The 12,456-nt window shown below is 65.8% G+C and carries 10 protein-coding genes; 3 read left to right on the top strand and 7 right to left on the bottom strand.

Annotated features, from left to right (window positions below; genetic code table 11):
* Positions 1-100 precede the first annotated feature (100 nt).
* The 6 genes from HZS55_RS01490 to HZS55_RS01515 all read right to left on the bottom strand — a co-directional run bounded on the left by HZS55_RS01490 (position 101) and on the right by HZS55_RS01515 (position 7,394).
* Positions 101-1,198, bottom strand: a complete 1,098-nt coding sequence (locus tag HZS55_RS01490; protein WP_246308333.1) for an ABC transporter permease — start codon at positions 1,196-1,198, stop codon at positions 101-103.
* Positions 1,185-2,180 (bottom strand): ABC transporter permease, encoded by a 996-nt coding sequence (locus HZS55_RS01495; RefSeq protein WP_179910001.1) that lies wholly within the window; start codon positions 2,178-2,180, stop codon positions 1,185-1,187. Before HZS55_RS01495 ends, HZS55_RS01490 begins: the two co-directional genes overlap by 14 nt.
* A 187-nt stretch (positions 2,181-2,367) precedes the next feature.
* Entirely contained in the window at positions 2,368-4,335 is a 1,968-nt protein-coding gene (locus HZS55_RS01500; RefSeq protein ID WP_179910002.1) for an ABC transporter substrate-binding protein, read from the bottom strand.
* A 152-nt stretch (positions 4,336-4,487) separates the two neighbouring features.
* Entirely contained in the window at positions 4,488-4,721 is a 234-nt protein-coding gene (locus HZS55_RS01505) for a hypothetical protein (protein ID WP_179910003.1), read from the bottom strand.
* Between the two features lie 624 nt (positions 4,722-5,345).
* Positions 5,346-6,566 carry a Gfo/Idh/MocA family protein gene (locus HZS55_RS01510; protein WP_179910004.1) on the bottom strand — a complete coding sequence of 407 codons (1,221 nt, stop codon included), beginning with the start codon at positions 6,564-6,566 and terminating at the stop codon, positions 5,346-5,348.
* A gap of 96 nt (positions 6,567-6,662) precedes the next feature.
* Positions 6,663-7,394, bottom strand: coding sequence for an inositol monophosphatase family protein (locus HZS55_RS01515; protein WP_179910005.1), 732 nt, complete (start codon positions 7,392-7,394; stop codon positions 6,663-6,665).
* 409 nt (positions 7,395-7,803) lie between these two features.
* Between HZS55_RS01515 and HZS55_RS01520 the strand changes: the two genes are divergently transcribed.
* From HZS55_RS01520 to HZS55_RS01530, 3 genes are all read left to right on the top strand, one after another.
* Positions 7,804-8,892 (top strand): endonuclease/exonuclease/phosphatase family protein, encoded by a 1,089-nt coding sequence (locus HZS55_RS01520; protein WP_179910006.1) that lies wholly within the window; start codon positions 7,804-7,806, stop codon positions 8,890-8,892.
* 172 nt (positions 8,893-9,064) lie between these two features.
* Complete coding sequence (locus HZS55_RS01525; RefSeq protein ID WP_179910007.1) at positions 9,065-9,844, top strand: inositol monophosphatase family protein; 780 nt, start codon at positions 9,065-9,067, stop codon at positions 9,842-9,844.
* 147 nt (positions 9,845-9,991) lie between these two features.
* Positions 9,992-11,374 carry a BNR-4 repeat-containing protein gene (locus tag HZS55_RS01530; RefSeq protein ID WP_179910008.1) on the top strand — a complete coding sequence of 461 codons (1,383 nt, stop codon included), beginning with the start codon at positions 9,992-9,994 and terminating at the stop codon, positions 11,372-11,374.
* A gap of 63 nt (positions 11,375-11,437) precedes the next feature.
* Here the strand turns inward: HZS55_RS01530 and twy1 are convergent, their stop codons facing one another.
* Complete coding sequence (gene twy1 / locus HZS55_RS01535) at positions 11,438-12,421, bottom strand: 4-demethylwyosine synthase TYW1 (RefSeq protein WP_179910009.1); 984 nt, start codon at positions 12,419-12,421, stop codon at positions 11,438-11,440.
* Positions 12,422-12,456 lie beyond the last annotated feature (35 nt).

The following is a 12,456-nucleotide window of genomic DNA, read 5'->3' on the forward strand; positions in this document are numbered from 1 at the left end:
TAACGTGCGGGTGGTAACCTGGACGCGATTTAACGGTTTCGGGAGCCCGTGACCGTCGCCCCGCCGCGACAGGCGGACCGCACCGGGGCGGTAGTCCCAGTCAGAACCACGAGGACGCGGACGTGTCCGTCTCGTCGACCTCCTCGGCCGAGACCTCCTCGGCCGTCTCGGCGTGGCTCGCCCTGACGCGGGGGTTGAACACGCGGTCCAGCGACTGCGAGAGGAGGATCATCCCCATCGAGAGCCCGGTGACGGACACGATGGGCACGATCAGCCAGTGGACGGCCTCCATCCGGTAGTGGGCGCCGTACTGGTAGGCGAGGTTCATCGTGACCCCCCAGTTGGGGTCCGAGAACGGGAGGACGCCGATGAAGTACAGGCCGACCGCACCGAAGATCACGTTCCGGCTCGCGTGGACGAGGTTGACCGAGATGTACGTCATGAGGTGGGGCAGGACGTCCTTCGTGATGATGGCGCTCGTGGGGATCCCCATCGCCCGCGAGGCTTCGGCGTAGGACTCCTCGCGGATCGTGAGCACCTGCGACCGGATCGAACGGGCGAGACCGGCCCAGGAGGCGACCGAGAGGAGGAGCCCGATCAGCCACGGGCTCTTCGGGGAGAAGATGGCCGCGAGCACGATCACCAGCGGGAGGCCCGGGAGGTTGATGAACACGTCGGTGACCGTGCTCAGCAACGTGTCGACCAGCCCGCCCTTGTACCCCGCGACGGTGCCGAAGAGCGTGCCCACCGTCACCGTGAACAGCCCGCCGGCCGTCATCATCTTCAGGATCGGCGCCGTCGAGTAGACGGCCAGCGAGAGGAGGTCCGACCCAGTGTTGTCGGTGCCGAGCGGATGCTCCCAGCTCTCGAACGGCCCAAGCAGCGGCTCACCGTCCATGACAGTCGTCGGTTCGACGACCACCGGACCGAGGATCCCCATGGCGAGATAGAAGAGGATCAGCGCGCATCCGATACGAGCGCGCCAGTCGTCCCACAGCACCGAGACGGGCGTGTAGACGTAGTACCGGTAGAGCGTCTCCAGTCGGTCTCGTCGCGTGTTCTCGACGGTGTGGTCCGATGTCTCGCCGAGCGCATCGAGCGGCGAAGCCGTCCGTTGTCCGCCGTCGCTCCGGGGACTCGCAGCGCTCGTCGTTTCCGCCCGGTCCGACTCGGCCGTCGTGTCGTCAGTACGTGTCACTGTTAGTGCCCTCCACGCGGGGGTCGATCTTGCTGTAGGTGAGGTCGGCGACGAAAAGCGCCACCACGACCGCGATCGTGATCACCATGAAACAGCCCAGCATGACCGGATAGTCGCGGTGGTCGACGCTCTGGACCAGGATGAACCCCATCCCGTAGTAACTGAAGACCGTCTCGAGTATCACCGCACCGCTGAACATGCTCCCGAGGGAGATCATGAAGCCGGTGTACATCGGGAGCAGCGCGTTCCGAGCGACGTACTGGACGGCGATCGTCCTGTCGGAGAGGCCCCGCAGTCGAGCCACCCGCAGGTAGTCCTCGCCCAGCACACGGATGCTGTTCCCGCGCATCGAGAGCGATGCGATCCCGCCCGACAGGACCAGCGAGAACACCGGGAGCACCGCGTGGTTGATCACCCCGGAAATGTACGGCCAGGTGAACCCCGGTGCCATCCCGTTCGGGGCGCGTCCGCTGGTGGGGAATATCTGGTACCGGTAGGAGAGGAACAACACCAGCAGGACGGCGAAGACGTAGTAGGGGATCGACCCGGCGACCATCGCGTACGACGTGAGCCCGAGGTCCAGCCGTCCGCCCTCGTAGTACGCCATGAGCGCCCCGAGCGCGATCCCGACGAAGAAACTCAGGAACGTCGCCCAGCTCAGCAGGAAGACCGTCCAGGGAAGCGTGTCCGCGATCATCACGCTCACTTCCTTCCCCGACCACAGCGAGGTCCCGAGGTCGCCCCGCAACACGTCCGTCACGTAGTCGATGTAGGCGATGTGGATCGGATCCTCGGGGTTGATCCCCGCGAGGTTCGTCACCTGCGCCTGAATCTGGCTCGCCTCCACCCCCTCTGTCTCCAACTGTGCGATGAGCGCGTCGACAACGTTCCCGGGCATCAGCCGGATCAAGACGAACGACAGGGTGATAACCACGTAGATGGTTATCACCACCTGTCCGAGTCGCTTGAGCAACCATCTCATGTGCCGACAGTCCAGAGCAATACTATTTGAAGGTTACGCTCGACCGCCGCGAGTGCTGCCGGCCGACCACCTCCCGAGCAGTCGGGCGGCGGCCGTGTGCGATCGACTCCCGGGACGCGGGCTGCTGTGGGTTCGAGCCGTGGCCGATAGCCGAGGCTCGGGACCGGAGATCCGGCTGACGGATCCCCTACTGGGTCGTCGCGATGTGACCCTCTCGGAGGAGCCACCAGTTGGCACTCGGGCTGTCGCGGGGCGCCGGCTCGTCGGTCGTGATCTCGAACCCGTCGTTGTGCAGCGCGCCCATCCAGGGCCGCGAGCAGACCCAGGTGGCCATCTGATACTGGTTCCAGACCCACCCGAGCTTGGTGAGCACCTCCCGCTGTGTCGCCGTGTCCGTCGTCGACTCCATCGTCCCGATCACCTCCGAGAGGTCGACTGTCTGCAGGGAGCCGTTGTCGGGGTCGAGCACCGCTTCGCCGACGCTCGGGACCTCCACTTCCGTCGGGTAATGGAACCGTCGCTGGTCGTACCCCAGCATGGCTCCGGACTTCCAGTTCTCGAGCGAGTCGTCGATGCTGCTCGGGTCGATGTACGTGTCGAACTCGCCGTTCCTGCGCCGGTCGACGAAGGTCGGGTCGTCGACGATGTCGAGGGTCACGTCCCACCCGAACGAGTTGAGGTCGGCCGCCATCGATCGGGCCGCGGGCACGCGCGACGGGAAGTCCGCGGTCAGCAGCACCAGTTCGGCCTGTTCCCCGTTCTCGTCGAGGACCGTCCCCCCGTCGTAGGAGTACCCCTCGGAGGCGCGGATCATCTCCTCGGCGCGGTCGAGTTTGGGCGACCCGTCGTCCGAGTGGGCGGTGAACTGGTCGGCCGGCAACCAGTCGCTCTCGATGTCGTTGAAGTGCAGGTTCGTATCGACGTGCGTCCAGGGCTCCCAGATGCCCTGGCCCTGTGCCGCCGCGGCGTTGGCGCGGTTGATGGTGAACGAGATGGCGTGGCGGATCTCCCGTTCGAAGGTCGGCCGGTTCTGGCTCTCGGGGAGGTTCGCGCCGGAGTTCATGACGAGTCGCAACAGCCGGTTGTTGTCGCGGCTGTAGTTCTGGTACCCGTCGTCCGAGGGCATCTGGTTCTGCAGGTCCTGACCGAACGGGAGCCCGGCGTCGACCATGTCGACCTGTTGTTCGAGCCACGCGAGCCGCTCGTCCTCGTGGGTGTTCCACTCGATGCGGTCGTACTCGATGTCCTCCGCGAAGCGGTGGTCCTCGTACACCGAGAGTTCGAGGTAGGTCGGTTCCACGGTCTCGAACTCGTACGGACCGTAGCCGACGAACCGCTCACCGTCGACGGTCACGTCGGTGTGTTCGCCCAGTTCGGAGAGGACCTCGCCGAACTCGTCGGTCCCGGGACCGGCGCTGTCGAGTCGGTCGCGCCACTCGTTCCAGTGCGACGGGTGGAACGGGTAGAGGTACTCGTCGAGCAGGACCTTCGCGAACCACCGGGGGTTCCACTGCTGGGTCAGGTCGAACCGGATGGTGTGGTCGTTCTCGACCTCCCAGTCGGTGAAAAACCGGTCCATGTTCGTCTCCTGGTCGTTGTGCTCGTTGATCATGCTCTGGATGTCGTATCGCAGAGCGATCGACTCGGCCGTGTAGGGGTCGCCGTTGTGCCAGGTCTGCTCGCGCAACTCGACGTACGCCGTCTGGCCGTCGATCTCGAAGTTGCGCGCATGGACCGGGTGGATCTCGCCGGTGTTCACCGAGTACTTCACCAGCGGGTCGAACAGGATGCGCCCGAACCGAGCGCTGTTCGTGATAGCGTTCGCTGGACCGAACGCTCCGTTCATGTGGAACTGGTCCATCTGGTTCGTCCCGACTCTCACGATGGCCGTCGACTCGTCCGTCTCGGCGCTCCCGTCACCGCTAGTGTTACCGTCCTCGCTAGACCCACCGCTACTGCCGTCACCGGAGCCGCCGCCACCGCTACCCGACCCGGCGTCACCGTCGCCGTCGCCGGAAGTGCTCGCACCCGAACTGTCGTTGCTGCAGCCGGCGAGGAGCCCCGCCGCGGCCGCCCCGGCGCCCTGGAGCATCCGCCGCCGGGTCAGATAATCGTTGATCTCTGCAACTCTCGGATCGTCGGACTCGGGAGCCACAGCCGGGCCTTCCCCTCGATGGTATATAAAAATTTCTAACTAAGGAAGATATATCTGGAGGCGAACCGGTAACGATCCGACAAGCGGTTCGTCCGCACCCCGTCGGGGAGCGGCGAGTGCGACGGCGCCGGTCCCGGTGACGCCCCCGCCGACTACCGTCTCGTTCGCCGGATTAGCGCGTAGCTGACGGTTCCGACCGACAGGAGACCGATACCCCAGATCGGGAGAAGCGCCGCGTAGACACCCGTTTGAAGGAGAAATCCCGACAGGACGAAGCAGAGACCGGCGATCGCGAGTTTGAGCGAGAGCGACCGCCGTATGGTCCCCGCTACTGCGGTCGTCACTTCGACGGCATGGTTCGACGATATCGCGTCTGGTGCTGCCATCTCTCGATCGGGCGTCGAACACCACACTTAAATAAATTTTGTCGGCGGCGAATCGCTCGCTGGCCTCCGCGGCCGGTCCGCCGTCCGTCTCGGACAGCGCGGGGTCGGACACGCGCGGGGCGACCGAACGACACCCCCTGATTACACTCGTACGACTGTTATGTAGTGCTATAGGGGAGTGGTGACGAGAAAGTCATGGGGGTATAAACGGCGCAATCTCGCGACGCCCCAGACGAGTTCGCGGAGACCCGACCGCCGTCGTCGGTTCGTCGGGCGCTCGACACGGGCGCCCGGCAGGGCTGATCGGACGGTGGTCCGACCGAGTCCGAAACCCGGATCGAGCACCGTCGACCGGCCAGCAGTTCGGACGGCGATACCCCATCCGGAGCGGGGAAGCGGCTCCTCCCGGCTGCCCCGAATTACAATTTTAGGAGTGTTATGTAGCGCTACAGTGGCCTGGGTAGCGCTGGTTTCCCCGGGCATAAAGACGACACTCGCACAGCTGTGTAGGGGCGACCGGCGGATAGCCGCGGCTGACGGGTGAGTGGTTCGCGGTCGAGGAGCCGGGAGACGGTCAGCGCGGTCGGTACCGTGATGGCCGGACGCGTCGGGAACGGCGTCCGGTCAGGCGAACGGGGTAAACCGGGTGTACTCGGTCACGTCGACGGGCGACCGCGGCGCTGCCCACGACACGCCGAGTTCCGAGGGGAGCGCCCGCTCGGCGAACGCGTCGCTCAGGAGGTCGACGACCCCGTCGGCGACGTGATTGACGGCGCCGTCGTCCGTGGTTTCCGTGTGGACCGCGTCGTCCGGGAGGGGGACGACGGGTCCCGACGACTCGAAGGAGCCGTCAACGGCGACGACGAACTCCCGGGAGTTGTCCGGCGTGCAGTACAGTTCGCTTCTCCGACCCTGCTCGTACCGAGCGGCCGTCCGGAAGACCTCCTTCCCGAGGTCGACCCCCTCGTTGTCGAACTCGAACCGGTTTCCGTCGGCCGTCCGGACCGTCGCCGTCCCGTCGTAGTGCCACTCCGCGGTCCCGTCGGTGCCGGTGATCTGTATGCTGGGGTCGCGTCGCTCGGCCGACGCGTGGGTGACGTACAGGCCGATCTCGACGTCGCGCTCCGTCGTCGCGTGGACACACGCGATGTCGGCCGCCCGGATCGCCGGGTTCGCGCGGTATCGCTCGGCCCCGACCTCGGTCAGCGAGGCAGTCTCGTGGAGCCCGTCGCCCGCGAGGAACAGCATGTTCTGCAGGAAGTGCGCGAAGGCGTTGTTGACGGGGCCGTCCAGCACCACGTCGCCCTCGTGCAGGAGTTCGCCGGCCCAAGGGGTCCGTTTGTAGTACGCGTCGTCCCGCGGCCAGCAGCCCATGCATGCGATGGATCTCAGTTCACCCAGGCTCCCGTCGAGGATCGTCCGCTTCAGTCGTCGGATCGACGGGGCGTGGAGGTGCTGGAACCCGATCGAACAGAAGTTACCGGTCCGGTCGGCGGTCCGGCAGAGCGCATCGAGTTCGTCGATGGTGGGAGCCGGCGGTTTCTCCAGCAGGACGTCGTACCCGTGGGTCATCCCAGCGATGCTGAGCTCCGCGTGCGCGGGGATCGAGACGGGGAGCCCGATCACGTCGACGTGGTCGTGTCCGGTGCGGAGCAACTCCTCGTAGGAGTCGTAGATCCGGAACCCCTCTGACCTGAGTTCCCTGGCGCGCTCGGCTTCGCCTTTCCCGTCGGCCACGACGACGCCCGTCAACCGAAGGCCTTCGTCCCGGAGCGATCGAACGCGCGAGATGTACTCCGCGGCGAAGTTCTGTGCGCCGACGACCGCAAAACCGGTTCGGTCCATTGGTTGGGTCTCGGTGGGACAATCTGCGGGTGCCGGTATCAAGATTCCGGCTGGGCGATCCGAACGGGTAGCCGGCCGGGGGACACCGTTCGCACCTCACGACGGGTTCAGAAAGTCGATCCGGCCCCGGAGGTTCCCGTTCGTGGCGACGACGTCGCCGTCCAGGAGCGTCTGCTCGGTCCCGTTCCCGTCGAAGTCGGTGACGGTCCCGCCGGCCTCCTCGACGATGAGCGTCCCTGCCGCGACGTCCCAGGCGCTCAGGTTCCGGTGGAGGAACCCCTCGAAGGTCCCGTCGGCCGTGTAACACAGCTGGAGCGCGGCCGACCCGTACCGGCGCACGCCCAGCGTCTCGTCGAGGAGGTATTCGAACGCGGACCGGAGCGTTCGGTCACCGGTGTCCTTCCGTGAGAAGCCGATACCGAACAGCGACCGGTCGAGCGCCGTCTCCGTCGAGACGGAGATCGGGTCGCCGTCACGGTACGCGCCTTCCCCCCGCACCGCCGCGTACGTCGTGTCGGACTGGAGGTGGTGGACGATGCCGACCTCCCGGGTGCCGTCGACGACGAGCGCGAGCGAGATCGACGAGTGGGGCAGCCCGTAGACGAAATCCGTCGTTCCGTCGATGGGATCGATGTACCAGACCGCGTCCGAGTTCCCGACGGCCCCCTCCTCTTCGCCCACGAACGCGTGCGTCGAGAACTGCTCCGAGACGTGTTCCTTGATGCGCTGTTCGACCTCGAAGTCGACCTTGGTCACGAGCTGCTGCGGGGATTTCAGTTCGGCGCTGTCCCACTCTAGGTCCCGATGGATGACAGCCGCCTGCTCCACTGCTTCCAGTCCAACACGTAGCGGATCGCTACTCTGCCGAAGCGACTCCATGAGGGGTAGATACCGTGAAGTGTTTAAATAACCTGTGACTTGGTACTTGTGTGTTGCTGTTCGATCTGGGGGACCGATAGCGAGGGCCCCACCGGAGCCGTCGGTTCACCTGGATTCGACGGCACGGAGTGCCAGGGGCGGTGGCGACGAGTCGCCGCCCTCGCCGATCCACCCCGGCTCGCGAGCAGTTGTCACCCCTTTCCGTCGTGCGGTCACGGTTCGTCGGCGCCGACCGAATGTGACTCCGGATATGTTCTCTCAGTACCTGAAGAGAGCGTATCGACGTATCGTGTCCCCCATGTATAGAAATTATAAGATGTTTTGTCCAAAACCGAATAGAATGATATGCGGTCAACGCATGACAGACAGCACTGAGACTTCGGTTACCAGGCGAACAGCACTGAAAGCGGGAGTCGGCGCCCTCGGCGGCGGCGCCATCGCGATAGCGGGATCGAACGGGACCGTCCGGGCGGCCTCGGAGTCCCACCAGTTCCTGTGGGTGAACTCGTGGCTGACCGACGGGATCGAGGGCGTGCTCGGGCTCCCATCCGACGTGGCCGCGAAACCGGCGTACCAACAGCGGGCGGCGGAACTCGGGACGCGCCTCGGCGAGGACGGGTACGACATCGTCGGCCTGGCCGAGGTCTTCAACGACGAGCAGGACACCGTCGCGGACAACTACACCGCCGCCGCGGGCTCCGGCGAGTCCGTCCCGGGCCCGGCGGCCGACGGCGGTGAGAAGGGCGCAGGCCTCCTGGATCTCGTCTCCGGGGTGAGCGTGACCGACCAGGCGACCATCGAGTACGCGGCGGAGCCGTCGGACAACCTGACGTACGTCGACGCCCACGTCGGCAAGGGCGTGAACTACGCCGAGCTGGACCTCGGACCGGGGAAGATCGACCTGTTCTCGACGCACCTCGTCACCGGGTCGCTGCTCCCCTGGGCCGACAGCGGTGACGAGGACATCCCGGCCCTGCGGGAGGACCAGGTCGACGAACTCGGCGACTTCGTCTCCGAGCAGGCCAGCGACGAGAACGTGACCGTCGTCGCCGGGGACTTCAACATCGAGCCGACCGAGGACGCGTTCGACGCGGTCGCGGACCTCAAGTCGACCGTCGGCCTCTACGACGCCTGGGAAACCCACGGGACCGGACACGGCGGCACCGAGGACAACGCCATCTTCGACGGCTGTGACTTCCAGCCCAGCGAGGCGCCGCCGGCGTACTGCCCGAACGACGACGCCGGCGACCGCATCGACTACGTCTTCATCGAGGAGGCGACGTCCGCACACGCGATGTCGGTGACCGTCGAGGACATCCGACGGCGCGTCTTCTGGCGGGAGCTGGCCCCGCCGGAGCAGTTCTACGTCGACGACGACGAGACGGAACCGAACTACCTGACCGACCACGTCGGTCTCGACCTCTCGCTGAGCGTCGCCGCCGCCTGAGTCCCGGACCCCTCCGGTTCCCCTTATTTCGAGAGCTCGGGAGCAGGTGGCGTGCGTGGACCGAGGGGACCGCCCCACAGTGTCGAACGAGAGAGCGCTTTATAGCGGGGCTACTGATAGCTCTATACCGCACATAGCAATTTAATTACGCGAGAGGCGACCGATCCCGCGTATGGTCGAGCCGAAAAACGGGGTTCTGTGGACGGGCGTTCGGGCCGCGCGTCTGGCCGGCGATTCGCTGTCCGAGGAGTTCTTCGACCGGGGGAACCCGGCGACTGTCGAGGCGGGCGACCGGGATATCGACCGGTGGATCGAGGAGCGGGTCATCGCGGTCATCAGCCGAGAGTTTCCCGACCACAACATCGTGTCCGAGGAGAGCAACCCGGAGTTCGCGGTCCAGCCGCGGTGGATCATCGACCCGCTCGACGGGTCGATCAACCTCAGGAACGGGATTCCCCACTTCGCCATCTCGATCGCGTTTCAGGGCGCCCGGGAGCCGGACGTCGGGATCGTCTATCACGTCCCCAGCGACACGATGTACACGGCGGTCGAGGGCGAAGGCGCCTACGCGAACGGGCGGCGACTCTCCACGTCCGACACCGCCGACGTGTCCGAAGCGGTGGTCGTGACCGGGTTCGACCCGGCCACGATGCGTGCGAGCGACTTCCAGCAGTTCCAGTCCCTGCTGGCCGAGACGGGTGGCGTGCGACGGTTCGGGTCGGCGGCCAGCGAGCTTTCGATGGTCGCGGCCGGGCAGTTCGACGCCTTTTTCGAACGGATGCTCTCGATGTGGGACACGGCCGCGGGGACGATGATCGTCGAGGAAGCCGACGGGAAGGTGACGAGGGTCGACCTCGTCAACGACAACAACGAGATGATACTCGCGTCGAACGAGGAACTCCACCAGGACCTCATCGTCCTCATCTCATCGAAGGCGAAATCGAAGCAGTGAGGCGCTGTCTCGGAGTGACGAGCGGAGTCGGCCCGGCCGGAGAGCGCCGCTGGGGCTCGCCCGGACGGAGCGACTCCGGTTTCGGTGGTGGGCGACGGCGGCTTCGGCTGGGGTAAATTTATTACCCGGTCGGGTTTCTGGGGACACATGGGACCCGATCCAAAAGCCCCTGGTACCAGCGCCAGCAGTGCGTCGGTAACGGCCAGAACGATCACTGACGAGGCCGGTCGCAAGGCCGCCCACGACAAACAGAACCCTCAAGCGGTTTATCGGGCCGAACGGGAGACGACGTACGTCGTGTTCCGGGGTGACGACGCCGACCCGTTCGCGACCGAGTACGACCACGCGACCGGCGAGTTCGGGCCGCTGACGCGGGTCGGTCGGAACCCGATCCCCGACGACGACACGCACGGCGCTCCCGCACTGACCGTCGACGACGACGGCTACCTCCACGTCTTCTACGGCGTCCACAACGACCCCATCTCGTACGCGAGAAGCGCCCGACCCTACGAGACGACCGAGTGGGAACTGCTCGGCGACCCGGTCGACTGCGATGCCGACGATGTGCTCGCCTCGCCTGGATGGGACACCGACCGAGCCCTCCTCTCGGTCCCCGGCGGCACGTACACGTTTCCCCTCACGTATCAGAACGACATATATGTACTGTATCGGACTGGAACGGAACCGAACGCCCATGGCGCGGACCCGAAACAGGGGGGCGACCGGACGACCTACCCCTCTCACGAGTTCGCGACGATACTCAGGAGCACCGACCGAGGGGACTCCTGGGAGGACCTCGGACCGGTCATCGACACGAGGGGTGCGCGCGGACGGCCGGAGACGGACGCGTACGTCGAAGATTTCGACGAGCGGGGCGGCAACCTCCACATCACCTGGACGGTCGCGACGGGGGACGCCGAATCGCAACCACCTCGCGGACACGACGGTCCCCGGAAAGGCGGGTTCCACGCCTACTACGACGTATCCGACGGCGAACTGTACGATCTAGCCGGGAACAGGTACACGACACCGATCACGTGGGAAGACCACAACCGCGGCGCCGTTCGCATCGCGAACGACGAACACGTTACTGAAAGCGGGTGGGTGTACAAGCACCTGATCGCGAATGACGAAGTGTTTGTAGTCTTTCAGTCGAAAGATAACATCGGAAATTCGATAAACCATCCACAGCACGTGATCGCCACCTACGACGACGGCTGGCAGTTCGAACCGATCCCCGGCGGGCAGACTGCGAGCAGTCACGGTCACATTCGCACCGACGACGCGGGGGACCTGGAGGCGCACCTCGTCGAGCGGAACGCCGAGCGGGGCGACGGGGCGAACTACACCCGCTTCGTCCGTCGCGACGGTTCGTGGGAGCGCACGCGCGTCATCGAGAACGAGGCCATCGAGGGCATCAACACGGTCCGCGACGGGACCGACGAGTTCGCCGCCGTCGCGAACGAGTGCTCGGGCGAGAACGACGAGTTCTCCGAGCGACTGTGGGGCGTGGGGAGCTTCGAAACCTGAGACGGGGTCGCTCGTCCCGCGGACGGCCGGCCCGGAGGGACCTCCGGGGAACGGTCGTGCCCGTCAGTCGCTCGCTTCGGCGTAGGGGTCCCGTTCCCAGAACTCGCTGTCCTTCTGCAACTTGGGAACCCAGGTGTCCTCGGTCTTCGAGAGCAGCGTGACGTGCGAGACGGGCACGTCGTTGAGGTAGTCGTGTTCGGGCATGTGTTCCATCACGTCCTCGGTGAACCCCCGCACGTCCTCGTGGTCGGGCATCGCATCGCGGTCGAGGCGGCCCCGCGAGTGGCCGACGTGCATGTACGCCTTTAGCTCGACGAAGTCGGGGTCGGCCCGCTGGAACATCGACGCGTACCACTCGGGGTGGTGCATGTTGTTGCCGTTCACCAGCGTCGTCCGGAGGACCGTACGGGTCTCGTCTTTCTCGGCGAGCACGTCCAGCGTGTCGATCAGCCGCTCCCAGGCGTCGTCCTCGACCGCTTTGACCGTCTCGTCGAAGGTCCACCGGTCGGGCGCGTCGACACTGACGTACAGCTGCGTGGGGTCGCACTCGGCCAGCACCTCGGGTTTCGTCCCGTTCGAGACGAGGAAGGTAGTGATGTCCCGGTCGCGGAACTCCTCGATGAGTTCCGGCAGATAGGGGTACAGCGAGGGCTCGCCGTCCAGCGAGATGGCGACGTGACGCGGCTCCATCGCCTCCTCGAAGCGCTCGCGGGGCACCTCCTCGTTGCCGCCGAAGCCCGAGAGGATCTTCTTCTGGAGTTTCAGCGAGGCGTCGGCAACGGCGCTGGGGTCGTCCCACTCCACGTCGCCCAGCTCGTAGGCGTGGCCCGCGTGATCCCGCCAGCAGAAGACACAGCGCTCGTTGCACTTGACGACCGGCGTCATCTGGATACAGCGGTGTGACTCGATCCCGTAGAAGGCGTACTTGTAGCACTTGCCCTCTCCCCGGAGCGAGTTGGCCGTCCACCCGCAGGTCTGGGCGGCGGTGTGGTTCTCGCTGTGGTACTCCGGGTCCGACACCTGCTTGGGACCGTCCGATTCGCTCATTGGCAGTGGACAGGACGGCGATTCGTATACATCTG

The sequence above is a fragment of the Halosimplex rubrum genome (assembly GCF_013415885.1).
Taxonomy (GTDB): Archaea; Halobacteriota; Halobacteria; order Halobacteriales; family Haloarculaceae; genus Halosimplex; species Halosimplex rubrum.